Origin of the sequence: Chitinophaga sp. XS-30, from assembly GCF_008086345.1 — a bacterium.
GTDB lineage: Bacteria > Bacteroidota > Bacteroidia > Chitinophagales > Chitinophagaceae > Chitinophaga.
On the sequence record NZ_CP043006.1, the window covers coordinates 1,549,629 to 1,576,092 of the forward strand.

Annotated in this window: 18 protein-coding genes; 10 read left to right on the forward strand and 8 right to left on the reverse strand. The window is 53.1% G+C overall.

Going from position 1 to position 26,464, the window contains the following annotated elements:
* Window positions 1-18: 18 nt before the first annotated feature.
* Entirely contained in the window at window positions 19-1,338 is a 1,320-nt protein-coding gene (locus FW415_RS06560; protein WP_210420836.1) for a porin, read from the forward strand.
* Here the strand turns inward: FW415_RS06560 and FW415_RS06565 are convergent.
* The 3 genes from FW415_RS06565 to FW415_RS06575 form a co-directional block, all read right to left on the reverse strand.
* Entirely contained in the window at window positions 1,335-1,811 is a 477-nt protein-coding gene (locus FW415_RS06565) for a hypothetical protein (protein WP_148383476.1), read from the reverse strand. The genes FW415_RS06560 and FW415_RS06565 overlap by 4 nt on opposite strands.
* A gap of 59 nt (window positions 1,812-1,870) precedes the next feature.
* Window positions 1,871-2,923, reverse strand: a complete 1,053-nt coding sequence (locus FW415_RS06570; RefSeq protein ID WP_168208696.1) for a cell wall metabolism sensor histidine kinase WalK — start codon at window positions 2,921-2,923, stop codon at window positions 1,871-1,873.
* Window positions 2,924-3,066: 143 nt separating this feature from the next.
* The gene (locus FW415_RS06575) at window positions 3,067-3,756 is read right to left on the reverse strand and encodes a response regulator transcription factor (RefSeq protein ID WP_168208697.1); all 690 of its coding nucleotides are present in this window, start codon (window positions 3,754-3,756) and stop codon (window positions 3,067-3,069) included.
* Window positions 3,757-4,026: 270 nt separating this feature from the next.
* On the opposite strand from FW415_RS06575, the gene FW415_RS06580 reads away from it, so the two are divergent.
* From FW415_RS06580 to atpA, 7 genes are all read left to right on the forward strand, one after another.
* Window positions 4,027-6,213 carry a hypothetical protein gene (locus tag FW415_RS06580; RefSeq protein ID WP_148383478.1) on the forward strand — a complete coding sequence of 729 codons (2,187 nt, stop codon included), beginning with the start codon at window positions 4,027-4,029 and terminating at the stop codon, window positions 6,211-6,213.
* Between the two features lie 86 nt (window positions 6,214-6,299).
* Window positions 6,300-8,066 (forward strand): ABC transporter ATP-binding protein, encoded by a 1,767-nt coding sequence (locus FW415_RS06585; protein WP_148383479.1) that lies wholly within the window; start codon window positions 6,300-6,302, stop codon window positions 8,064-8,066.
* A gap of 251 nt (window positions 8,067-8,317) precedes the next feature.
* Window positions 8,318-9,460, forward strand: coding sequence for a F0F1 ATP synthase subunit A (gene atpB / locus FW415_RS06590; protein WP_148383480.1), 1,143 nt, complete (start codon window positions 8,318-8,320; stop codon window positions 9,458-9,460).
* A 58-nt stretch (window positions 9,461-9,518) separates the two neighbouring features.
* Entirely contained in the window at window positions 9,519-9,782 is a 264-nt protein-coding gene (atpE, locus tag FW415_RS06595; protein ID WP_120518686.1) for an ATP synthase F0 subunit C, read from the forward strand.
* A gap of 90 nt (window positions 9,783-9,872) precedes the next feature.
* Window positions 9,873-10,367 (forward strand): F0F1 ATP synthase subunit B, encoded by a 495-nt coding sequence (gene atpF, locus FW415_RS06600; protein ID WP_148383481.1) that lies wholly within the window; start codon window positions 9,873-9,875, stop codon window positions 10,365-10,367.
* A gap of 5 nt (window positions 10,368-10,372) precedes the next feature.
* Complete coding sequence (gene atpH, locus FW415_RS06605) at window positions 10,373-10,933, forward strand: ATP synthase F1 subunit delta (protein ID WP_148383482.1); 561 nt, start codon at window positions 10,373-10,375, stop codon at window positions 10,931-10,933.
* An 88-nt stretch (window positions 10,934-11,021) separates the two neighbouring features.
* Window positions 11,022-12,599, forward strand: coding sequence for a F0F1 ATP synthase subunit alpha (gene atpA, locus FW415_RS06610; protein ID WP_148383483.1), 1,578 nt, complete (start codon window positions 11,022-11,024; stop codon window positions 12,597-12,599).
* An 82-nt stretch (window positions 12,600-12,681) separates the two neighbouring features.
* Here the strand turns inward: atpA and FW415_RS06615 are convergent, their stop codons facing one another.
* From FW415_RS06615 to FW415_RS06635, 5 genes are read right to left on the reverse strand one after another with little or no spacing between them, the layout of a single operon-like run.
* Window positions 12,682-13,095 (reverse strand): hypothetical protein, encoded by a 414-nt coding sequence (locus FW415_RS06615; RefSeq protein ID WP_148383484.1) that lies wholly within the window; start codon window positions 13,093-13,095, stop codon window positions 12,682-12,684.
* Window positions 13,096-13,106: 11 nt separating this feature from the next.
* The gene (locus FW415_RS06620; RefSeq protein WP_168208698.1) at window positions 13,107-14,948 is read right to left on the reverse strand and encodes a RagB/SusD family nutrient uptake outer membrane protein; all 1,842 of its coding nucleotides are present in this window, start codon (window positions 14,946-14,948) and stop codon (window positions 13,107-13,109) included.
* Between the two features lie 11 nt (window positions 14,949-14,959).
* Window positions 14,960-18,040 (reverse strand): TonB-dependent receptor, encoded by a 3,081-nt coding sequence (locus tag FW415_RS06625; protein ID WP_148383486.1) that lies wholly within the window; start codon window positions 18,038-18,040, stop codon window positions 14,960-14,962.
* A gap of 15 nt (window positions 18,041-18,055) precedes the next feature.
* On the reverse strand, window positions 18,056-19,849 hold the full coding sequence (locus tag FW415_RS06630; RefSeq protein ID WP_168208699.1) for a RagB/SusD family nutrient uptake outer membrane protein: 1,794 nt from the start codon (window positions 19,847-19,849) through the stop codon (window positions 18,056-18,058).
* Window positions 19,850-19,859: 10 nt separating this feature from the next.
* Window positions 19,860-22,724 carry a TonB-dependent receptor gene (locus tag FW415_RS06635; RefSeq protein ID WP_148383488.1) on the reverse strand — a complete coding sequence of 955 codons (2,865 nt, stop codon included), beginning with the start codon at window positions 22,722-22,724 and terminating at the stop codon, window positions 19,860-19,862.
* 416 nt (window positions 22,725-23,140) lie between these two features.
* On the opposite strand from FW415_RS06635, the gene FW415_RS06640 reads away from it, so the two are divergent.
* Together FW415_RS06640 and FW415_RS06645 are read left to right on the forward strand one after the other, a co-directional pair.
* Window positions 23,141-24,148 carry a LacI family DNA-binding transcriptional regulator gene (locus FW415_RS06640; protein ID WP_148383489.1) on the forward strand — a complete coding sequence of 336 codons (1,008 nt, stop codon included), beginning with the start codon at window positions 23,141-23,143 and terminating at the stop codon, window positions 24,146-24,148.
* Between the two features lie 153 nt (window positions 24,149-24,301).
* On the forward strand, window positions 24,302-26,458 hold the full coding sequence (locus FW415_RS06645; protein ID WP_148383490.1) for a TonB-dependent receptor: 2,157 nt from the start codon (window positions 24,302-24,304) through the stop codon (window positions 26,456-26,458).
* Window positions 26,459-26,464 lie beyond the last annotated feature (6 nt).

The window sequence follows — 26,464 nt, forward strand, 5'->3', positions numbered from 1 at the left end:
CTATAAAAATGGCTACTCATGATCCGAATCAGGCAAGTTGCATTGACTGTTTTTTTTATATGTTTTGCTTTTTCCGCCCGGGCACAGTTCCTGATGGATATGATAGATACCACTACCGCATTGGGAAAGGGCATGATAGCCATGTACCAGAATTACGACCATCTCCGCATCAGCGGGTATATGCAACCGCAGTACCAGTACTCCACCGGAAAGGGTATGGGAGACTACCAGGGCGGGGCTATGGCGCCGGAATCGGATAACCGTTTCATGTTCCGCAGGGGCCGTATCCGCTTTGACTATGCACACTACAACAAAAAGAACCTGCCTACCGTACAGTTCGTATTCCAGTTCGACGGAACGGAGCGGGGCGTGAATATCCGTGACTTCTGGGGACGTTTTTTTGATGGTAAATGGGATGTGATGTCGCTCACCATGGGCATGTTTGCGCGGCCTTTCGGCTTTGAAGTCAACTATTCCAGCAGCGACCGTGAGGCGCCGGAACGGGGACGGATGTCCCAGATACTCATGAAAACGGAGCGGGATATGGGAGCTATGGTCAGCTGGGAACCCCGCCAGAAATCCCATCCCCTGTCATTCCTGAAAGTAGATTTCGGACTTTTCAACGGCCAGGGCCTCGCCGGGCCGGAGGATTTCGACAGCCACAAAGACATTATCGCAAGGGTAGCCCTGAAACCAACGGCGATCAATCAGCAAAAATGGCTGCTCTCCGTAGGCGCATCCATATTATACGGCGGCCTGGAACAGTTCACTCCTGTCATCTACCGCATGCAGAAGGGCCGCAGCACCGAAGATTTCGCGCGGGACTCCTCGGCCGCCAACATCGGCCTGATCGCTCCGCGGCACTATTACGGCGGAGACGCCCAGTTCGTGATTCCCAACACCAAAGGGTTCACCCAGTTCCGCGCGGAATACATCCGCGGCACACAAACATCCACAGGCGACAGGTCCGAAACACCCGGCTCCATCCCCATGATCGATGAAGCTTACGCCCCGCTGTATATCCGCAACTTCGATGGCGCCTATCTCAACTTCCTGCAGCACCTGGGCAGCGAAAAACATCAGCTGGTCCTTAAATACGACTGGTACGACCCCAACACCCGCGCGAGCGGCAGGCAAATAGGGAAAGATGGTCTCAACCTCACCGCGGCCGATATTCGTTTTGATACTTTCGGGGCAGGGTATGTGTACTATTTCAACGAGCATATGAAAGCTACGCTGTGGTTCGACCGTATCTGGAATGAATCCACTTCCCTCGAAGGGTATGAATCCGATGTAGACGATAATATGTTCACCTGCCGGTTGCAGTACCGGTTCTAAAAAACAACACTGCATTCCATATAGTATTCATATTTTTTGCTGAAATACTTCGACGAATCGGATACAGGAGCGTAGTCAATCCTGATTTCAAAAGGGGAGAGCCTTTCGGCAAAAAGCGTATCCAGGTAGTCATCCGGTGTATCCAGTACAAGTTTTACGATATTGCTGTCTGCCGTTGGCCAGGCTTCGTAAGTGCCGATGAAGTTACGGCCGTTTCCGTTGATGAGGGAGAAGTGGCCTTTCGGGTGCAGCCTGAGATTTTCGCCTTCCCCGGCGGTATAATCGATCTGCTTCCAGCTCGTATCTGCCGTATATTTTCCGGACAATGCTTTCAGCCCCCAAATTCCGTGATAAAATGTGGTTGCGGGCTCGGATTCGGATTCTTTGTGTTTATCTTCCTCACTCGTATTGTCTTTCTTACATGCCGCAAAAAATAGCAGGAGGGCGGGTAAGCAACGGAAAAGATGTTTCATGATAAGGGGTATTTGGGTTGATAACTATGAAACGTTGCCTCTCCCCGAAAAGTTACAGGTCAATTGTCCTTCCCAAGCTCCAGCGTGAACCCGAAGGTAGAACCCACATCCAGCTTGCTCCGCACATTGATGGTCTGGTCATGCGCCTCCACAATATGCTTCACGATCGCCAGGCCAAGCCCCGTGCCGCCGATATCCCGGCTGCGGGCCCGGTCCGTCCGGTAAAAGCGCTCGAATACACGCGGCAGATGCTCTTCAGACATGCCGATGCCGCTATCCGAGATCTCTATCAGCACCCGTTTCCCGTCCATATTGTAAATGCTGGCAATGGTCTGCCCTTCGGGCTTGCCGTACTTTACGGAGTTCTCGATCAGGTTGATCAGCACCTGGCGGATCTTTTCCTTGTCCGCCATCACATGTATCGGCGCTTCGCAGCCTTTCTTGATGCTGAATTTGATCTCTTTCTGATTGGCTTTCAGGGACAGGGTGTCGAATACATCCTTCACCAGGTCCTGTATCACGAACAGTTCCTTGTTGATGGTCATCTCCCCGCTTTCGAGCTTGGATATCTCGTCCAGGTCATCGATCAGCCTGCAAAGGCGGTCAATATTCTTGGTCGCGTTCTTCAGGAACATCTTGTTGACGGAAGGGTCTTCAATAGCGCCGTCCAGCAATGTATGGATGTAGCCCTGCACGGCAAAGATGGGCGTTTTCAGCTCGTGGGAAAGATTAAGCAGGAATTCCTTGCGGAAAGCTTCGTTACGGCGCAGGTTCTCCAGTTCTTCCTTCTTCTGGGACGCCCATTTTTCCACATCCTCGCTCACTTCATCTATCGTTTTCAGCGGCAGGATGTTCTTGTTGAAAAAATCTTCCCTTTTGGACGCCTTGGTCTGGTAGATGAATTTGTAGATCAGTTTGATCTTCCGGTAGATGAAATTCTGCAGCGTATAGAGGTACAGGTAGTAGGATACGAGGAACGTCAGTACGAACGCGATGAGCGTTACCCTGAGGCTCATATCCAGCACCAGGCAGCCCAGTACCATAATAAGGGAAAGCACCAGCGCGGTAAAGCCGGCGAGTTTCTGCGGAGAAAGGTTTTTGGCTTTGAACATACTCCAGAGTGAGTAGTGATTGTAATACTGGGAAATTAACCCAAATTTTTTATTTGCCATGACAATAAGGGGAAAAGCAAAAAATAAAAGCCGGGGCTCCGGCTTATTGATTACTTGACTCCTGCTTTTCTGTTAACGGTTTATCACATCTCGAATTTGTACCCCACGCCCTTGACAGTGGTGATCAGGTCTACCCCCAGCTTCTGGCGTATTTTACGGATGTGCACATCGATGGTACGGTCACCTACGATCACTTCGGTGCCCCATACCTGGTTGAGGATCTCGTTACGGAGGAATACCCGCCCGGGTTTGGAGGCGAGCAACTGTAACAGCTCGAATTCTTTTTTGGCCAGGATGATCTCCAGCCCTTTATACGTTACCGTGAATTTCTCCCGGTCAATGATCAGGTCTCCCAGGTGCAATTGCTGTTCTTCCACCTTGTTCAGCCTCCGGAAGAGCGCGTTGATGCGGCTGACCAGCAATTTGGGCTTTATCGGCTTGGCGATGTAATCGTCCGCCCCCATATTCAACCCCTCTATCTCGCTCTTTTCATCGTTCAGCGCCGTCAGGAACAATACCATGGTTTCCTTGAACTCCGGCAGCTTGCGGATCTCCTTACAGGTATCGATGCCATTCTTGTTCGGCATCATGATGTCAAGCATGATCAGGTCCGGCCGGAAGATCTTGGCCTTCTGGATAGCCTCGCTGCCATCCTTGGCCGTTACCGTATCATATCCGGCACTTTTCAGATTGTAGCTGATGATTTCCAGGATGTCCGCTTCATCATCCACGACAAGTATTTTTCCAACAGCAACCGCTTGATCCATCAACATAAAACTTTGTTTTAGACGGCACAAAATTAATCACCACATTGCCGATTCATGAAATGATAACATTATGTAATTGTTAATTCGGCCTGCACTGCCATTTTCAGCACAATTGCAAAGGTACTGTTTTTTTGCCCGTGAAGGCATGAGAGGGTATGATCTGTTTGATATAAAACGACTTTCAAATGAATCATTTTTTGCATAACATACCGGGGATTGGTAATTCGCAATAATTGGTAGTAAATTTGCAGTATAGTGTCGGCGTAATTCAGTTATATGAGGAAATTATTACTAGTCATATCTTTGGGGATTGTTTACAGCGGATCGTCCTTTGCACAGCAGGTGAATATCCCGATCTCCCGGCAGGGCTTTCATGACAATATCGACAAGGAACAGGTAAATGCCGATAAATTCGACGGCAAGGCGGATAACTATGTGAAGGTCTCTGACGACCGGAACATGAGCCTGCAGGTGACCAGTGCGCTCACCACCGGAGTAGATGAATTGCAGGTGGAAATAGAGCTGGATACCGCGCTGGACCATCGCCTGAAAGTCAAATATCTCTCCGGCCTGCAGCAATTGCTGAAAGATTATAACAGCAAACGGGCTTTCAACCGTATTGACGCGGAAGAAGCACCGGCCATGGTACAGGCTTACCGGGGTATGATGAAGGCCGATATCGCCGGGAAAAGCATTTATCCGGTGGCCAGGACCCTGAGCTTTGAAGCCGGGGAACGCATTATCGAAGCCTTTTCTTCCAATCCCGGCTACAAGGATTCCCGCGCGGAGATGTTCTCCAAATACGCCTTCAAGAACCTGGAGACCATCATGCCGAAGCTGGGGCCTTACCTGGACTACTCCGTGACTGATTCCATCATAGCCGCCGTAGCAAAGAAATACCCCAACCAGGTATTGACCTATGCTACTTCCTATACACCTACCGCCGGGGCCATCCGCCGTAATCCGGACCCCCTGGTGCAGCAGATCGTGCAGATCGGCCGCTCCCCCCAGTCCACCAAGCTCATGCCCTTCATCGATCAGCTGATGAGCGGTTCCGCTACCATTTCAGCACTGGAACAGGCGGTAGAGAACGATGACAATTACTTCCGGCAGATGGTGAAAGCCTCCATCATACTGCATCGCAGAAAAGCGGACGGAGAAAACCCCATCGGGCTGAAAGCCATGAGCGAGAACATGCATGCCAAATCCCTGCGGTATATCCGCGAGATCAACGACCTGCACGACGAAAGCCATACCGTGCGCTTCCGTATCGTAAAAGACTTCACGCCCGAAGAGCTGTACTACCTCATCATCAACGGGCAGGAAGAACTGTTCACCTCCAGCTATACCAATGCCGCGAAGAACGGGTTGTACGATCAGATGATGCTGCGCATGAACCCTTCCCGGGGAGACAGCCTGCTGATGCTCGTGAGCTTCGACCGGTTCAAGAAATTCATTGCCATGGCCGCGGGCTTCAATACGCTGGACCACTTCCTGAAATCCATGGCGCCGGAGAATGCCAACTACCTGATGGTGAAATTTGTGCGCAGCCTGGAAAAAACGGAAGATCTGGAAGACGCGGTGGACGTGGCCAACTCCTTCGGCAGCATCCGCGATCCCAAGCTGCTGGACTTCCTGCGAACGGAAGTGCGCAAGAACCTCGTGTTCGTGACCGGCAAAAAAGATAAAAGAGGGATGACCATATACGAGCTGCTCAACAGCATCTTCATGGAACAGGGCGCCGATGGCGATTCCGCCTGGGCCTCCGGTATGTCCGCCAAATTGCAGCTGCCGCCGATCAACTATGTGGCGTACAACACCCTCCCGAACGACAGCGGCCGTGTATATCAGCAGGTATTCTTCTATGGCGATGATGACGGCAAAAGCTCCTACGCCAGCTTTATGGGCAACTTCCCGGCCAGTGACTGGAAAGTGAACAAAGGCCAGTACTGGACAACCATCACCTCCCAGAAAGGCAAACCCACGACCATTTTTGCCAATAATCCGCTGGAAGAGCCGGAGGACAAAACGGCCATCGACAAACTGGCGCAATACCTGGATGAACAGGATATTCACCCCACCATATTCATCCACCGCGGCCACAGCTACCATGTGAACACCACGCTGGACAACCTGCAGAGCACCGCCCGCATCGTGATCCTCGGCTCCTGCGGCGGCTATCATAACCTGGCCACCGTACTGGAAAAAGCGCCGGAAGCGCATATCATTTCCTCCAAGCAGGTAGGTACCCGCTGGGTGAATGAACCCATCATCCGCAGCCTGGAAGATGTGGTGCGCGCGGGAAAGGATGTGGACTGGGTGGAGATGTGGGCAGGCCTGAGCAGGAAGTTCGATGCAGACCGCGCCAACAAACCGCTGTTTGATGACTATGTGCCGCCGCACAAGAACCTCGGCGCCATCTTTATCAAGGCATACCGCCAGGTGATGAAAGAAACGAACTGATCAAAAAAAGCTGAAATAATAAAAAGGGAGATGACCGTACGGCTTCTCCCTTTTGCATTTTACGATTAAGCCTTACTTTTACACAGATGGAAAACGTTAAACGGGTATTGAATGTAAGTTTGCTAAGACGGGTCTTTTCCTTTGCAGCGCCCTATAAGCGCTACTTTTATCTGTCCATATTCCTTACGGTAATGCTGGCGCTGGTGTCGCCGGTCAGGCCCTTTTTGATCCAGCTTTCCGTTGACAAGTATATTACCAATCAATGGGTGCAGATGCTGGTCATCGTTACCATCATCCAGATAGGGATGCTCCTGCTGGAAACCGTGGTGCGCTTCCTGTTTTCCTATATGACCAGCTGGCTGGGGCAATCCGTGATCAAAGACCTGCGGCTGGCCGTGTACCGGAAAGTGGTAAAGCTCAATCTCGCTTTTTTCGACAGAACGCCCATCGGTACGCTCACCACCCGTACCATCAACGATATTGAAGCCATCAATGATATTTTTTCCGAAGGCATTATCTCTATCATAGCGGATCTCCTGATGATCCTGGCCATACTTGGCGTCATGTTCCATGAGGACTGGCGCCTGACGCTCATCAGCCTTTCGCCTTTTCCCGTGCTGATACTGGCCACATACTGGTTCAAGGAAAGCGTGAACAAGTCGTTCCACCGCGTACGGAACGCAGTGGCCGCGCTGAATGCCTTTGTGCAGGAACACATCACCGGGATGTTCATTGTACAGGCCTTTTCCGCCGAGAACCGCGAGTTCGGGAAATTCCGCAATATCAACAAGGACCACCGGAAAGCCAATATAGACGCCATCTTTGCGTATTCCATCTTCTTTCCTGTGGTGGAGATCATTCTGGCTATTTCACTGGGATTGATGGTGTGGTGGGGCTCCAACAAGGTGCTTAACCACGAAGTAACGCCCGGTGTGATGATCGCTTTCATCATGTACCTGAACATGCTGTTCCGCCCGCTCCGCATCCTGGCGGACAAGTTCAATACCCTGCAAATGGGCATGGTAGCCAGTGAACGGGTGTTCAAGGTGCTGGACAGTACCGAATACCTCCCGGATAACGGCACGCATTCCGCCGCAGGCATGAAAGGCGCCATCAATTTCGAGCACGTCTGGTTTGCCTATAAGGAAGACCGGTATGTGCTGAAGGATATCACCTTTCAGGCCAAACCCGGGCAGACCATTGCGCTGGTAGGGCATACCGGCTCGGGGAAAACCACCATCATCAGCATTCTCAACCGCCTGTACGATATACAGAAAGGCCGCATCTGCATAGATGACATCCCCTTGCAGGATTATAAACTGGATGAATTGCGCAGCCGTGTGGGCGTTGTGCTGCAGGACGTTTTCCTGTTCGCCGGTTCCGTGTACGAAAATATCACCCTGCGGAACCCCGCCATCAGCCGGGAGCAGGTGGAACATGCAGCCCGGCTGATCGGCATGCACGATTTTATCATGCAACTGCCCGGCGGGTACGATTACCCGGTCATGGAGCGGGGCAGCACGCTTTCCCTCGGCCAGCGGCAGCTGATCTCCTTTATCCGCGCCCTCCTGTATAATCCCGCCATACTTATTCTGGACGAAGCCACCTCTTCCGTGGATACCGAATCCGAAATGCTCATCCAGCATGCGATAGACAAGCTCATTGCCGGCCGTACGGCCATCGTGATCGCGCACCGCCTCAGCACCATCAGCAAGGCGGACCAGATCATTGTGCTGGATAAAGGAGAGATCAGGGAGCAGGGGTCCCATGAAGAACTGCTGAAGCAGGAAGGCTATTATTACAAGCTGTACACCATGCAGTTCAAGAAAACAGCGACCGGCACCACGGCATGATAACCATCAGGCAATTGGCAAGTACAATATGTATTTCAGACACTAAGTAAGCGCGCGCTTTTTTTTACAACAAATGATGATTTTATGTAAAATGAACAGCGTTTTGATACGCTTTATTTACCTTGTAAGCAGTTGATCCTTAATTCTTTGCTCATGCATGCCCCTACGCGATATGATCCTCGTCAGTTTTTTACTTCGCCGTTACTATTTTATATAAAATCGCCTACCTTTGCACAAAATTTCAGAAAACGGTGATTTCCTTGAATCGGTTCAAATATAAGCTGGTAGCCCTGATAACAGTTTTTTCCATAGCTGTTTCGGGAGCATTTGCTTCAGGCAATGAAGGCCATGGTCCTCATGCTGAAGGCGGACATGAAGAAAAGAAAGGGTTTAATGCGAAGGAAGTGATCCTTGGCCACGTAAAGGATGCCCATGACTGGCACCTGCTGAGCATTGGCGATCTGCATGTGACCATGCCGCTGCCGGTGATCATTTATAACGAGGAACGCGGTCTTTCCGTATTCTCCTCTTCCAGGTTCCATCACGGTCATGAAGCGTATGACGGGTATCGGCTCGTGAATGCGCATTACCTGGAAGAAAAGGGCCTGAACGCAAAGGCGTATACGGACGGCAGCATTATTGCAGTAGACGCCCAGGGCAACCCCACCGGCGAGAAGATCTACGATCTGTCCATGACCAAGAACATTACTTCCATGCTGGTAGCAGCCATTCTGCTGATCATCATTATGCTGAATGTAGCGAAGAGCTATCGCATCCGCGGTCACCGCCAGGCCCCCAAAGGCCTGCAAAGCCTCATCGAACCGGTGATCATCTTCATGCGCGATGAAGTGGTGAAACCCAATATCCCCGGCAAAAAAGCAGATAAATACGTACCTTTTATACTTACCATCTTTTTCTTCATCCTGATCAACAACCTGCTGGGCCTGTTGCCCGGTTCCGCGAACGTAACCGGTAATATCGCCGTTACAGCCGCTCTGGCGCTGATCAGTTTTGTAGTGATGATGGCAAGCACCAACAAGCATTTCTGGGCCCACATCTTCAACCCTCCGGTTCCGGGCGGTGTGAAAGTGATCCTGGCGCCGGTGGAGCTGATCGGTGTATTCACCAAGCCGATCTCCCTGATGATAAGGTTGTTCGCCAACATCCTGGCAGGCCACATTATCATCCTGAGCATCATTTCACTGGTATTTATTTTCGGTTCCCTGAATAAAGTGGCCGGTTACGGATTTTTACCGATCACTATTGCCTTTAATATCGTGATGATGCTGCTGGAACTGCTGGTAGCGTTCATCCAGGCGTTCATCTTTGCGAATCTGACAGCAGTGTTCATCGGCCAGGCCATGGAGCATCAGCATGATGAGCACCATCACTAAGTTTAGTGCAACCAGAATAATAAACGTTTAATCTTTAATATCAAATACACATTTCATTATGGCACTTTTAACTGTTTTAATGCAGGCTACTGAAGCTGCTTCTACGGGTCTGGCACAAGCCGGTGGCGCTATCGGTGCTGGTATCGCTGCTATCGCAGCCGGTATCGGTGTAGGTAACATCGGCAAGAGCGCGCTGGAATCCATCGCCCGTCAGCCTGAAGCGGCTAATGACATCCGTGCAAACATGATCCTCGCTGCGGCGCTGGTAGAGGGCGTTGCCCTGTTCGGCGTTATCGCTGGTCTGCTTGCAGTAGTTCTGTAAGAACAAATTTTTACTGCATCCGGCGCACAGGGCAATGGATGCAGTAATTACATTCCCGGAAAAGTATAACAACTATTTAAATACTGATATATGGATTTGTTGCAACCGGCGTTAGGCCTGTTTTTCATTTCATTACTTATCTTCATCATCGTTTTCCTCATCCTGAAGAAGTTCGCGTGGAAACCGATCCTGTCCACACTGAAAGAAAGGGAAGATTCCATTTCTGACTCCATTGCCACAGCCGAGCGGGTGAAAGAGGAAATGGCGCAGATGAAAGCAGAGCACGAACATGTACTGGCCGAAGCGAAAGCCGAGCGCAGCCTCATCTTGAAAGAAGCAAAAGAAGCCAAGGAAAAGATCATCAGCGAAGCCAAGGCGCAGGCCCAGGCAGAAGCCAAAAAGATCATCCAGGACGCTTCCGTAGCCATCGAGAACCAGAAAATGGCGGCCCTTACCGATGTGAAGAACCAGGTAGGCACCCTCGTGATAGAAGTAGCGGAGAAAGTATTGCGCAAAGAACTGTCTGACAAGCAGAACCAGGAAGCTTACATCAGGCAACTGGCTGAGGAAATAAAAATGAATTAAAGATTATGCAGAATCCCCGTTTAGCATCCAGGTACGCTAAGTCGCTGAAAGACCTTGCAGTGGAGAGAGATCAGCTGGAAGCCGTACATAGCGATATGTTGCTGCTGAAGGCCATCACCCGCAGCAATGCGGACGTGGTAGTCCTGCTGAGAAGCCCGGTGATCAAAGCCGATAAAAAGATCAAGATCCTCGGCGCCATCCTCGACGGCAAGATCAGTGCCATCACCACCGGTTTCATCCGCCTGCTCAATACCAAGGGCCGCGAAAGCCTGCTGCCGGAAATAGCTGTAGAGTTTGAAAAGCAATACAACATACTGAAGAATATTACCCGTGTGAAACTCACCTCCGCCGCTCCCCTGGAAGCCGGCCAGCTGAACATGATCCGGGAAAAAGTAGAAGCTTCGGCAGGCCGCAAGGTAGAGATCGAAACAGCCGTAAACCCCGATCTGATCGGCGGTTTTGTACTGGAGACCGGTAACGAGCTGTTCGATGCATCCATACAGCGTGATCTGAAAGACATCAAAAAACAGTTCCTTAAAAATATTTACGTACCTGAGCTCAGGTAGGTATTTAACAGCAGCCGCTGCGTAACCGCAAAGCTGTTGTCGTTATATTTAGTTTAAACCTTAACGACTCTTTAAAAAAGCATAACAAATGGTTGACATTAAGCCAGATGAAATTTCGGCGATATTACGCCAGCAACTCAGCAACTTCAACGCCTCCGCGGAGTTGGAAGAAGTAGGTACCGTGTTGTCTGTAGGTGATGGTATCGCGCGTGTATATGGACTGAACAACGTTCGCTCCGGTGAACTGGTGGAATTTGAGGACGGTGTAAGAGCGATCGTACTGAACCTTGAGGAAGACAATGTGGGCGTGGTATTGATGGGAGATGCCAAAGGCATCAAGGAAGGCAGCACTGTACGCCGTACCGGCCAGATCGCCTCTATCAATGTAGGTGAAGGGCTGATCGGGCGTGTTGTGAACACCCTCGGTACCCCCATCGATGGTAAGGGCCCCATTACCGGAGAGCTGTATGAAATGCCCCTGGAGCGTAAAGCACCGGGCGTTATCTTCCGTGAGCCGGTAAAGGAACCGCTGCAGACCGGTATCAAGGCTATCGATGCCATGATCCCCATCGGCCGCGGCCAGCGTGAGCTGGTGATCGGTGACCGCCAGACCGGGAAGACCGCCATCTGTATTGACACCATCATCAACCAGAAAGAATTTTACGATGCCGGTAAACCCGTGTATTGCATATATGTAGCCATCGGCCAGAAAGCCTCCACCATTGCAGGTGTGATGAAAACCCTGCAGGACAATGGTGCTATGGCCTACACCACCATCGTGGCCGCTTCCGCATCCGAGCCCGCTCCGCTGCAGTTCTACGCTCCGTTCGCAGGCGCTGCCATCGGCGAGTTCTTCCGCGACACCGGCCGTCCGGCGCTGATCATCTATGATGACCTGTCCAAACAAGCCGTAGCATACCGTGAGGTATCCCTGCTGCTGCGCCGCCCGCCCGGCCGTGAAGCTTATCCCGGTGACGTATTTTACCTGCACAGCCGCCTCCTGGAGCGCGCCGCGAAGATCATCTCCAAAGACGAGATCGCACAGCAGATGAACGACCTGCCCGATTCCATCAAACACCTCGTAAAAGGCGGTGGTTCCCTGACGGCTTTGCCGATCATCGAAACACAGGCCGGTGACGTATCCGCATACATTCCCACAAACGTGATCTCTATCACCGACGGACAGATCTTCCTGGAAGGCAACCTGTTCAACGCCGGTATCCGTCCCGCCATCAACGTAGGTATCTCCGTGAGCCGCGTAGGTGGTAACGCACAGATCAAGTCCATGAAGAAAGTGGCCGGTACGCTGAAACTGGACCAGGCGCAATACCGCGAAATGGAGGCCTTCTCCAAATTCGGCGGTGACCTGGACGCGGCTACCAAATCCGTACTGGACAAAGGCGCCCGTAACGTGGAGATCCTGAAACAGGCGCAATCAAGCCCCTTCTCCGTAGAGAAACAGGTAGCTGTGATCTATCTCGGTACAAATGGACTGATGCGCGAAGTGCCGGTGAAAAATATCAGGGCATTCGAAGAAGCCTTCCTGCATGAAATGGAAGTAAGGCTGCCCGATGTACTGGCTGAATTCAAAAAAGGCAATCTGCCCGAAGATGGCCTGAAAAGAATGGTGGCCCTGGCCGATGAGCTGAAGCCCCGCTTTGCATAAGCAACATTCGATCATGTAAATAGAACAGCCCTCCGGACCATCCGGAGGGCTGTTTTTTGTATGGGAATAGTATGGGGACAGATCAGGGTGTTACTTTGATCACGAAGGTCCTGCTGGTAGGCTTGTTATCCAGGTCCACCGCATTGATCCTTACCGTGGTCTCCGCCGTGATGCCGGTGAGCGGGTACACCAGGTTGAACACCGTAGGTGTGGAAGTGGCCTGAAAGCCGTTGTAGGTTTCCAGCAACTCTTCATTGCCGCTGCCCGTTTTTTTGAACAGCTGTACTTCTTTCAGCTGCAATGGCGCGCTGACGCGGGCTTTCACGTTCCATTCCGTAACGCCTGCATCCAGGGTAGTGGTCACGAAATCCGCATTCTCCACCTGGCTGCCCTCATAGAACAGTACTTCCGGCGGGAACTTGTCGTAGAAGTTATCTTTTTTACAACCGCTGAAAGCCAGCAGCATAACACTCAATATTAACAGGATGTTTTTCATGATTCGTCGGTTTACCAGCCGGGGTTTTGCTGCATGTTCGGATTATTGTTCACTTCAGACTGCGGGATGGGCAGCAGGTTGTGGCGGGACTCGAATACCCTTCTCTCCCAAACCTTGACGGTGTACAGGAAAGAGCCGTCCAGCCGTTTGAGCACATCGTGCTCATACACCACTTTCTGTGTTTGCTCCCCAATGAGCCAGCGGCGGATATCGAAGAAGCGGTGTTCTTCGAAGGCCAGTTCTATCCTGCGTTCGTTGCGGATGAACTTGCGCACATGCTGCTGGTTATTCACATCCCAGCCGTTACGGGCAAAGGTGGTGGCCATGTCCGGCATATCCGCGCGGGCCCTGATCAGGTCGAGCACCTGATGCACTTCCGTACGGGCAGCCCCGTCCGGCAGGTATTCATTCATCGCCTCGGCATAGTTCAGCAGCACTTCCACATAACGGTACACCGGGAAGTTATGACTGGTCTGCCCGGTAACGCCGTTGTTCAGGGAAATGTTCTTCGGGTCCATGAACTTGCGGAGGAACAGGCCGGTGTGACCATAACCGTTCAGGAACTCCTGTCCGAAGGAACCATCCTCACCGCGCCAGGTGTTGAAGGTAGCGCCGCCGAATTTGGAGCCGTTGTACCAGAGCGAGTGGTAGAAACGGGAGTCCCTGTTCTCGTATGGTTGCTGCGGATCGAAGCCGGAAGCGGGGTTCACGATGAACTGCCCGTTGCCGTCCAGCAGGGGAACGCCGTATTCATCGGTCTGGTAAACGGGGTAACCTTCCCTGGTCTCGAAGCAGGCGGCATAGTTGAAGGTCGGCAGCGTGTAAGAAGCGTCGCCTGCGCGTTGCATGGCGCCGGGCAGCTGCCATTTGTCCAGCTCATTGGTGAGGCCCTTTCTGCCATACCCCAGGATGTATTCCGTATTTACACGGGTGATGAACACATTGAACCATCCCATGGCATCCATGGAACCGGGATAGGTGACCCTGGTGCCGAAATAGTTGGCGGGTTCTGTTCTGACTACCAGGCTGTACACCTGGCCGCCGTTCTCGTCTGTATGGTCCATCACAGCTTTGGCCGCATCAGCCGCTGTTTTCCAGCGGTTGGCATCGTAGCCGCCCCATGCCCAGGGGCTGGCCTGGCCGGAAGTGGTGTTGTTGAACAGCGGGCTGGCCAGGTGCAGGAGCAGCCTTGCCTTGATGGCCTTTGCCACGCCGCTGGTCACCCGCATGAAGTCGATACCCGTCTGGCGGGCAGGCAGGTGAGCGGCGGCGGTGTCGCACTCATCCAGGATGAACTGCTGCACTTCCGCCAGTGTGGCGCGCGCGGTGTACAATTCGGGGGATTCGCGGGTCAGCACTTTGGTGATGACGGGCACACCGCCATACCAGCGTACCAGCTCTGCGTAGAAGAAAGCGCGCAGGCATACGGCCTCATATTTCAGGCGCTCCCTTACTTCTTCGGAGCTCATATATTGCTCCGGGTCCAGCGGCGCACCGTCGATCTTGCTGAGGAAGAGATTGCAGGCACGGATGGCGGCATAATAATCGGCCCAGCGCTTGAACTTGTCCGGCATGCTGGTGGGATTGTATGCGCCCACATGCACGGAGTTTACCCAGCCCCACCAGGGACGGGATTCACCATCGTCCGTGCAGGCATCGAGATATACGTTGTTATCCCAGCCGTAGGGGATACGGCGGTAGATATCGGTCAGGAACTCCTTGGTGTATCTGGAATTGGTGAATACACGTTCCTCGTTCAGGTCTCCTGATTCAGCCTTGTCCAGCAGCCCCGCACCGTCTTTGGTACAGGATGCCAGCATCAGCAGCAGGAGGAAGTATGTGAGTTTTTTCATGGTCATCTTTTTTACAAGGTTACTTTTATACCCAGGTTCCAGGTCCGCAGCTGCGGATAGGAATTGCCGATCTCACTGCCGGATTCGGGGTCCCAGTTCATCATTTTATCCCAGGTGATGAGGTTGTTGCCATTTACGAACACCCGGGCGGTGGACAGCCTGATCCTTGACAGCAGGGCTTTGGAGAGACTATAACCGATCTCCACGTTCTTCAGGCGCACATAGTTCCTGGTGTACAGCCAGTAGGTAGATTTGCGGTGATTGTTCGTATTCTCTGAAGGGTGAAGCCGGGGATAGGTGGCATTGTCCCATGAAGAGGGGTCATTGGGGTTCCAGCGGCCGAGGTGATGTTGCATCACTTTGCCCAGCTGGCTGAATTCCCATACAGCATCTTCGCGGAAGTACATATCCGCATTGCCCGCGCCCTGTACCAGCACATTGATGTCGAAATCCTTGTAGCCGCCGCCTATGGTAATGCCATAGATGAATTCCGGTACGCTGCCTTTGCCGATCGCGCCTTCGTCGTAGCTGTCCACCAGGCCATCGCCGTTCAGGTCCTTGTATTTGATATCACCGGGATATACCACGCCGTAGGAGGGGATGGGCAGTTCTTTTTTGAGCACGGGGAAACCGCCTTCCAGCAGAAGCTGTCCATTGCCGTCCAGCTCAAAATCATTCATGGAATAGAGGCCCATGTCCGTCAGGCCGAAGTGCTGGCCGATGCGTTTGCCTTCTCTTTTCTGCCAGTCATACCGTTTGCCTTCTTCGTCTATCCGCCGGATCACGTTGCGGGCGTAGGTGAAGTTGCCTTTGATGAAATAGTCGAATGCGCCTTTTTTGTCGCTGAAGCCCAGTTCCATATCAAAGCCCTTGTTATGCACACGGCCGATATTTTCGGGCGGCAGGCCCTGACCGTCCCTTCTGCTGGAACCCTGCGGGTTGTTCATGCCGAACACCAAGGGAACGGAATAGGGAATGGCGAGGATATCGTTGCGTTTTTCGGAGAATACATCCGCCGTCAGGCTGATGCGGTTGTTCCACATCCGCGAGTCAAAACCGATATTGGATTTTTGGGCCCTTTCCCATGTCACGAATGCATTGCCCGGCTGGCCTTCGATGATGCCCCTTTCGGAATAGGTGTTCTCGCCCCAGTATATCCTCCAGCCGTCTTCATTCGGCGCATAGATGTAGCGCTGCTCATAGAGATAGCTGAAGTTGCCGATCTGGTCGTTGCCGATCTCTCCGTAGGAGCCCCTGATCTTCAGGTAATTCACGAAGCTGTTGGCGCCCCAGAAAGTTTCCTCTGAAGGCACCCAGCCCAGTGAAACGGCGGGGAAGAAACCGAAACGGCGGCTGGGATCGAATTGACGGGAACCGTTGTAACCGGCGTTCACTTCGAACAGGTATTTGTTCTTGTAGCCGTAGGTAGCGCGGCCTACCCAGCCCAGGTACCCTGTGGGGATCTGCGCTTCCCAGAAGTTCTGGATCTGCTGGTAGAGGATCATGCCGGTTACCGCATGGTCACCGAAAGCATTGGTATAGTTGAGCGCGCCTTCGAATGACTGCCTTCTGCTGCCCGGGCCTTTGCCGGTGGAAATGGACAGCTCGGTCTGGGATTTGTTCAGCGTGTACATGCCGAAGCGGTTGTATTCGAATAGTTGCGGTTTCTCCACAATATCCCGGCGGGATTCGTAGCTGCTGTTGAAACCGATGAGGGTGCGGAAGGAGAGGCCTTTCAGTATTTTGCCCAGATCCTGTTTAATGGTGAAAGCGCCTTCCAGCACATTGGTGTTGCGGCGGCGGTTGCCGAATTGCGACAGGAGGGCGTAGGGAGAAAGGCGGCTTTCGTCGGAACGGCCGCCCATGGAGCCATCAGGATTGATATAAGCCTGGAAGTTGGGCGGCAGCCTTCTCAGCTTGTCGAACAGGTCTTCCCCGAAATTCGGCTGCTGTCTTTCTTCGAAGCGGCCCGTCAGATCGATGCCGATCTTCAGGGTAGGGTTCACGGTAAAATCCAGGTTGGAGCGGAAGCTCATACGGTCGAAGACGGTGTTGGTCGGATAGCGGCTGTTCGGGAATTCCTTGTACAGCCCTTCCTGGTGCAGATGGTTGGCGGAGATGTAATACGCCAGCACATCATTGCCGCCGCGTACGCTGATGTTCGTCAATTGCTGCCAGGAAGCCTTGCGCATGAAGTCTTCATAGTAATCATTATCAGGGTGCGTGTAGGGAGAGTTGCCGAGGCGGTAATGCTCCAGGTCGCTTGCCGTATATTCTACCGGTTTGCCTTCGTTGGTCAATGCCTCGTTGGTGAGCATGGCAAAATCATACGAGCCGAGGTATTCCGGTTTGCGGATCGGTTGCTGTACGGCGGCCTGGGTAGACAAGCTCAATACCGGCCGGCCTTTGCTGCCGCGTTTGGTGGTGATGAGGATCACGCCGTTCGCACCGCGCACACCGTACACAGCAGTAGCGGAAGCATCTTTCAGTACGGAGAAGGTCTCGATGTCCACCGGGTCTATCTGCCGCCATTCCCTTTCAATACCATCTACCAGCACAAGCGGCGCGGTAGTGTTGGTGGTAGCCATGCCGCGGATGAGGATCTGCGCATTGTCATCCCCCGGTTTACCGGAACCCATTACGCTGATCACACCGGACACGCGGCCCGCGATAGCGTTGGACAGGTTGGGCGTGGAAGCGCGTTGCAGGTCTTCTGAATTCACCTGGGAGATAGCGCCTACTACGCTGGCTTTCTTTTGTGTACCGAAACCAACGACCACGTAGTCGCTCAGTTTGGTGGCATCCGCCTGCAGCGTGATGTGCAGTACGGACTGGTTCGTGATGACCACTTCCTGCTGAACGTAGCCGATATAGGTGACCTGCAGCGTGCCGGTACTGCCGGTCAGCGTAAGTTTGAACTCGCCCGTGGCATCAGTGATGGCGCGGTTGGAGGTGCCTTTTTCCACGATGTTGGCGCCGATGAGCAGCTCGCCATCCTGGTCCACCACCTTGCCGGTGATGGCTTTGCCCTGTGCCATCAGTTGCGGGATGGACAGGCAGAGCAGTATGATTACGGATAATAGTTTTTTCATCTGTCGCGTTTTAATTTATTGCCAATCCGGATTCTGGCGCATGTTGGGATTGCGGTTCATTTCTATTTGCGGGATGGGGAAGAAGTAGTGTTTGGATTCGAACACCTTGTCCTCCACGCGTACATCCGGGTTGTAGGTCAGGTTGCCGCCCGGGTCCCTGGTGATCACCATGCCGCGGATAAATTCCGGCAATGTTTCGATGATCATCCAGCGGCGTACATCGAAGTAGCGGTGATCTTCAAAAGCCAGCTCTATGCGGCGTTCGTTGCGGATCTGCTCGCGGAGCGTTTCTTTCGTCAGGGCCTGGCCCCGCCGTGCGAAGGAGGTTTCGATATCGGGCATGCCGGCGCGTGCTCTCACCAGATTCAGGGCCTGTACCGGTGTCAGAGCATTGCCGGCGCCGGGAACGGTGTAAGCCGGCCCGCCTGCCTCGTTGCCAGCTTCGGCAAGGTTCAGCAATACTTCCGCATACCGGAAATATACCCAGTTGTGATAAGCGGAACCGCTGTTGTTCACGGGGTTTACGTTGGCGTAATCCATGAATTTGTTCAGGTAGTAACCTGTTTTGGATTTGGCATTGCCCGAGGCATTCACACCGCCTTCGAACAGCTGGAAGGTGTAATTGGAAGCATTCGCAAAACGGGCAAAATGGGCGCCGTTGTGAATGATGCTGGCATAAAAGCGGGGATCTCTCCCGGTGTACGGCGCGCCGGCATGCGCCGGATCGTTCCAGTTGAACAGGGTACCGTCTTCCATTTCGTAGGCATCTACCAGGTCCTGGGAGGGGCAGGTACCGCCGCGGGCATTGGTGAAGCCTGCGGGGAAGTTGTCGTTTTCCGTATCGCGGTTAGGCGTGCGGAGGCGCGCGAAGATCAGTTCGCGGTTGGTATTGCCTGCTCCCCAGGCGTTGAAGAAGGAGGCGTAATTCGTCCGGCCGTTGGCACCGGGGGTGTAAAGCTGATACCAGTTCAGGTCTACCAGGTCCTGCGCCGCCTTGGCGGCCGGTTCCCAGCGGGTGGCGTCCACATTGCCGTAGGAGGTCAGGGAATCTTCGCCGGCGCGGTTATAAAGGGGGCTGGCGGCGTAGAGCAATACCTTGGCTTTCAGGGCAAGGCAGCTGCCACGGTCCGCGCGGCCTACTTCCGTCGGTTGATTGTAGGGTTCATCAGGCAATAGCGCATAAGCTTTATCGCATTCGGCAACAATGAAATCCACGACGGACCGCACCGAATTACGGGGGATCAGCACATCTTCGCTGGCTTCGAAAGAACGGTCTACTATAGGAATGCCGCCCCAGCGCTGGAACAGGAACCAGTGGTGCAGGGCGCGGAGAAAGTGTGCTTCGCCCACCATACGTTTCCGGAAGCGTTCGCTGGAAGTAAGGGGCAGCAGGTGCAGGTTTTTCAGCGCCGTATTGGCCTTCCGGTTACCGTGATAGCCGCCGTATTTCATCCAGGAACCGATCTCGCCCGCACCGTCGCTGTTGCGCCAGTAACGCATGTTGGAGGGGTTCCAGTTGCCGGCGCTCATGCGCTGCGCAGCGGATTGAACGGTCTGGTTGGTGGACACATGCGCAGCCTCGTCTGTTGCGGAAGCCAGCATGGCATTTCCTTCCAGCCAGTTAAAAGAACCGGATACATCAGCCGGGAGGTCTGTATAAGCATTATTGATGAACAGTTCCGCCCGCGCAGAGTCCGAGAATACGTACTCGGCGGATTTGAATTCCACCGGCACCACGAAAAGCGGCTTCCTGCAGGAGGCGGCTGCAATGCATAGCGCGGAGGATATGATGATAGTACATTTTTTCATGATCATGTTTTTAGAAGGTTACACTGATGCCGGCATTCAGCACGCGCTGGATCGGATATACAACATAGTGGCTGGAACGTGCTTCCGTATCGATCAGGTCGGTTGGCGACCAGGTGAACAGGTTGTAGCCGCTGCAATACACCCGCAGATTTTCCATGCGGATCTTTTTGCTGAGTTTTTCGGGGAAGGTGTAACCCAGTTCCAGCGTTTTCAGACGTACCATTTTGGCATCTCTCAGCCAGTAGGTGGAGGTGCGCTGGTTGTTGGCCTTGTTGCTCAGCGAAAGGCGGGGATAGGTGGCATTGGCCCAAGTGTTCGGATCTTCCGGGTTGTAGCGGCCCAGGTGATGGTCGCGCACCGTGCCGTTGTCGTGAAACTCCCAGATGGATTCGCCGGTCAGGTTCTGCATGGAGCCATTGTGACCGGTGAACAGTACGTTCAGATCGATACCGCGGAACCTGGCGCCGAGGCCTGCGCCATATTGCAGGGTGGGGAAACCGCCCTGGCCCAGGAATACTTCGTCATATGCATCGATCACCCCATCATCGTTCTGATCTTTGTATCTGATATCGCCGGGCCTTACTACGCCGAAAGTCTGGCGGGGGCTGTTGTCGATCTCCGGCTGGTCTTTGAACAGGCCGATGGCCTCCAGCCCGAAAATGGCATCCAGCGGCCGGCCGGTACGGGCCTGGTAATCGAAGCGCGGTTTTTCCTCACCCCGGTTGACCACCGTATTATTGGCCTTGGTGATGATACCGGTCAGCGCCAGCTCCAGGTCGCCGAATTTTTGCGTATAGCTTACGGAAGCATCAAATCCTTTGTTCTCGATCACGCCGATGGGAAAGTCAGGGAAGCGGATACCCATCAGATAAGGCAGCGCCGGCTGGATCATGATATCCGTGTTCTTTTCATGGAAGTAGTCGAATGATACGTTCAGCTTGTTATTGAAGAATACCGCATCGATGCCCACATCTGTTTTCCTGACCTTTTCCCAGGTTACATTGTCCAGCGCGAAAGCTGTTTCGTTCCAGCCGGAATAACCGATGGAAGTGTACCCGAAGTTCACCCCGCCGGCGCCGGCATATTTCTGGAACCACAGGAAGTAACCGCCAATGTCGTCGTTGCCGGAAATACCGTGAGAGGCGCGCAGTTTAAGGAAATTCACCCATTTGTTGTGCTTCAGGAAGTTCTCTTCCGTCAGTACCCAACCGATCGCACCGGCAGGGAAGAAGCCGAATTTCATGCCGGGCAGGAACTGCTCGGAGCCCTGGTATCCGAAGTTGAATTCCGCCAGGTATTTCTTGTTGTAGGCATATGCAATATGGCCGTTACCGCCCAGGTAAGCCTGGGGAATGTCGCCGTTGTTCTCGGAGTAGATGATACGCTGTGCTACGGCGGCAAAGCCGGAAACGGCATGTTTGCCGAAAATGCGCTCGTAGTTCAGCGAGGCGTCCGCATTCAGGGTGCGGCGGGTGGAAGGATATTCCACGCCGGAAGACATCTGGGTATCCGAGCCCGTTTCCACATACCTGATGGTGCCATCCGGTTTATATTCCACGTTGCCGTTCGGCTGGCGGAGGTCGAATACCTTGAAGCTCTTGCTGCGGTTGGTGACCATATCGTACCAGCTGTCAAATCCAACGCTGCCGCGGAGGTAAAGGCCTGGTGTGATAAAGTCAAGTTCATGCCTGGCGCGTAATGTGGCGAACATGTTGCGCACATAATAGAGGGAATACCCCTGTTTGTTCAACAGGCCATAAGGGTTGCCGGTAAAATCCTTTGTGCCGCCCAGGTAGCCGTCCGGCGTGAAAACGGGGAAAGCGTTCGGCGGCGTTTTATAGAGGGAGCGGAATACGCGAAGGGAGGATTCAGACCGGGAACCGGGGAAGGTGCGCTGCTCCTGGCGTCCGGAAAGGTCCAGCTGCAGGGAGAACCGTTTGTTGACATTTACATCGATATTCGATCGCAGGGTGATCAGGCCGAAGTCCGCATTCGTGTTATAAGTATTGGCGGCCTTGTCAACATTATAGAGACCGCTGTTGCTGGTGTAACCGGCGGAGACGAAGTACCGTGCCGTTTTGTTGCCGCCCTGCACATCTACGCTGTACCGTTGCTGCCAGGTATGCTGGTTCACGTATTCATCATACCAGTTGATGTCCGGGTACAGATAGCGGTCCATTTCCGTTTCATAAATTCCCTGGGAAGCCTGCTGGTATTTGTCCAGGTCCGCGGCCGAATAGCGGGGCTGGTTGCCGTCGTTCACCAGCGCCTCGTTGTACAGGGTAGCATACTGGAAGGAGTTGAGCAACCGGGGTTGGGTGGTAGGTGTTTTAACACCGGTCCGGGCATTGAAGGATATCCTGATATTGCCTTCCTTCCCTCTTTTGGTAGTGACGAGAATGATGCCGTTACCTCCGCGCAGGCCGTATTGCGCGGTTGCCGCAGCGTCTTTCAGCAGGGTAATGCTTTCGATCTCGTTCGGGTCCAGCAGGTCCATGCTGCGTTCAAAACCATCTACGAGAATAACCGGGGTATTGGTACGAAAGGTGCGTTTGCCGCGCATCTGGAGGGAAGCGCCCTCGTCCCCCGGCTCACCATTGTTTTGCATGACGAACAGGCCAGCCAGCCGACCCTGCATTCTGTTCAGATTGTTGATGATGGGGACGTTCATGACAGCAGCCCCGCTCATTTGCGAGATGCCGCTGGTCACTTCGGAAGACAACTGCCTGCCCATAAAGGTATGGATGATCGTTGTGCTGTCCGGCTGCTGTGCCAGCGCAGCCGGCGAAATACCCAGACAGGCAGCGATCCCGATAGCCGCTCCCAGGTATCGCCGGTAACCGGGCCTGGCCATGGATGATACTGATGCTTTCATAGCGTGATAATTCAAATAATTAGGAAATAACGTGGTTGATGGAGGCAAATAACGCCCCGGTCCCGTTACTACGGAACATGGTGGTTATAGCGGTTCAAGAAGGAACAGATCGTTCTTTTGCCGGACAGGAAAGGGGTACGCCAGTTTTTCAGTGTCCGGGAAAAGGCTGTTGATAAATAAAGGTTAATGGGCTGCGAATGCCCTTGATCTCATCATGGATAATACTGTTTTTGCTAACGTGAATACTGTTTTACGACTTCGTCTGCTTTCGTGGAAAATCGATTTTGCCGGTAACTTAGGAAAAAGTATGTTGGCTTCCGGCTTTTTTTACGGAAACGTTTCCGTAAAAATGCGGGGGCATTTAGTTGCTTTATCATCGGGATAGGTTTATTTTATAGGGAGGATGTGTGTGATTCATGATCAAGATAGATATCAAATACCTGGCAAAGGAGTTAAATCTTGCCATTTCTACAGTATCAAGGGCATTACGGGACAGTCACGAGATCAGTGCGGAAACCAAGGAAAAGGTGTTTGCGCTGGCGAAGCGATTGAACTATCAGCCCAATGCAAATGCGAGCGGTCTTCGGGGACAGAAAACGAAGATGATCGCTGTTGTGATACCCGAAATGGTGAACGACTTCTTTTCACTGGTCATCAGCGGGATCGAGAAGGTGACACAGGCCCAGGGATATCACATCCTGTTATATTTCACACATGGTGATCATGCGCTGGAAGTATCCTTCATCAACACGCTGGCCAATGGAAGGGTAGATGGCGTTTTACTGTCCATCACCGATGAGCACAACGATAATTCGCACCTGGAGCTGCTGAACAAAAAAGGTATTCCGCTGGTGCTTTTCGATCGGGTGAGCGAGCGCATGGATAATGTAAAAGTGACGACCGATAATTATGATAGCGGCATTCTGGCCACCCGGCACCTGATCGACATGGGGTGTAAAAAGATCGGGTACCTGAAAATACACAAGAATATCCCGGTAGGCACCATCCGGATGAACGGTTACCTGGATGCGCTGAAAAAGCACTCGGCGCAGAAAGTTCCGCTGGTACTGGAATGCCCGAGCGGTAACGACGAAGCGTTTGAATCTATCCGGAGGATGCTGGTGGCGGAAAAGCCTGACGGGATCTTTGCTTCGGTGGAAAAGCTGGCCGTGATCTGTTACCGTGTCTGTGAACAGATCAGGCTTCACATCCCGCAGGATATCAGGATCATCAGTTTTTCCAACCTCCATACCGCTTCATTGCTGAATCCTTCGCTGACCACCATAACACAACCTGCATTCGAGATCGGGGAAACGGCGGCAAAAGCCCTGCTGCGCATCATCCAGAAGAAAGGAGGGTATAACGCCGGGGGTAATGTGGTGTTGCAGTCCCGGCTGATCAAACGTAATTCCACGGCGCGTTAATTTCAGGAGTATGATATTGCCGTTCTCTCCAATGTAGCTTCGCCGGAATGTTGTGATTCAGCCGTATTGCAGTTCCCTCCCGCTGACTAAACTTTAATTTGGTTTATATTGTAAACTACTTTACATTTGTCGTACCCAAATCATTTAACCTGTATGCACAAGCCATTCTTAACCCTGACCGTACTGTTTTTCCTGCCGTTGCTGCTGCAGGCCCAGCAGACCATCAGCGGCCGGGTGACCACCGCCAAACGAAAACCCCTGGCGGGAGTGAACATCGCCATCAAAGGCTCGTACGATGGTACGTCCAGCAAAGCGGACGGCACTTTTTCCTTTACCACAGCCGCCACCGGCGAACGTTTCATCACCGCCAGCCTTACCGGCTACCAGACCCTGGAGATCAAAGCGGATGTGGCCGATGCGCAACAGTTGCAGCTGGTGCTGCGGGAAACCGTCAATGAGTTGAAGATGGTGACCATCTCCGCGGGCAGCTTTGAAGCCAGCGACGAGAAAAAGAACACCATGCTCAAACCCCTGGATATTGTCACGACGGCAGGTGCGAATGCAGACATCGTCAGCGCCCTGCGGACGCTGCCCGGTGCACAACAGGTAGGCGAGAAGGAAGGGCTGTTTGTGCGTGGCGGAACCGGCTATGAAACACAAACGTTCATCGACGGCATGATGGTGCGCAATCCCTTTTACAGCGGAATGCCCGACTTTGCGGCACGCGGGCGTTTCTCCCCTTTTCTCTTCAAAGGCACTACCTTCAGCAGCGGCGGTTACTCCGCGCAATACGGCCAGGCCCTCTCTTCCGCGCTGGTACTGGAATCCACAGATCTGCCGGACCGTTCTTCCTATTCCCTCGGCCTGGGCACCGTAGGGCCAAGTGTGGGCGTGGACATTCTTACGGAGGACAAAAAGAAAGCCTACGGTTTTGAAGCGGATTATACCAATCTTGCCCCTTACTTCGCGCTGGTGAAACAGCAGCAAAAACCCACCATCGCACCGGAAGCCACCAACGCCTCCGCCAACTACCGCCTGAAAACATCCAGCACCGGCATGCTGAAATTCTTCGTTACCGGCAGCTGGAACCGCTTCGGGTTCCAGGGCGAAAGCCTGGAGCATCCGGGATACAAGGAAGACTTTGAGCTGGAGAACTATAACATCTACACCAATCTGAACTATAAGGAAAGTCTCGGTAAAGGATGGCGGATGAACCTGGGAACGTCCTGGAGCACTAACCGCGACCGTATTTATATGGACACGATCGGCTGGAGCCCTGATCCTTCAAGGGTCCGCGCCCGGCAGGACCTCAGCCAGTTCCGCATGGTATTCTCCAAAAATATCGGCCGTTATTCCCTGCTCCGCTTCGGCAGCGAATACCAGTACGCCGATGAACGGTCCGCCTTCGATCAGTATAACGCGGATTATGTGGACAGTTATGCCGCGGGTTTCGTGGAGGGCGATATCTATTTCACACCGCGGTTCGTGGGCAGGCTGGGCGGACGGTACGAATATTCCTCCCTGCTGGCGAACGGCAACATTGCGCCGCGCGCTTCCCTTGCTTACAAGCTGGACGGCCGGAGCCAGGTAGCCCTGGCCTACGGTGAATTTTACCAGAAACCGGAACCGCAATTCCTGCGCTTCTCGCATGATCTGGGGTATATGCGCGCCACCCACTACATCGCCAGCTATCAGCGCATATCCGAATTTTATACGCTGAGGGCGGAAGTTTTCTACAAGGAGTATTACGACCTGGTGAAAACAGTACCGGACTACAGCAATAACGGGAACGGATATGCGAAAGGCATAGAACTGTTCTGGCGGGACCGCAAGACGATCAAAAACGTGGATTACTGGCTGTCCTACTCCTGGCTGGATACCAAACGGGATTATCTGAATTATCCCTACCGTGTGCAGCCGGATTTTGCCGCAGACCATACCGCCACGCTGGTGTACAAGCATTATATATCGGCACTGCAGCTGAACCTGGGCGCCACGTATTCATTTGCAACAGGCCGCCCTTACTATAATCCCAACCGCCCGGAAAGCGAGTTCATGGAAGACCGGACGAGGACGCTCAATACGCTCAGCCTGAATGTGAACTACATCACAAAGATCGGGAAAGCATTCACCGTGTTCGTATTCACCATGACCAATGCACTGGGCAATGACCAGGAATACGGGTTCCGTTATTCATCGGACAAGATGCGCCGTGCGATGGTAGGGCCTATGGCGCCGAGGTTCTTTTATCTCGGTATGTTCATGAGCTTTGGTATCGACCGTACACAGGAAGTAATTAACAGGCAATAATAAATT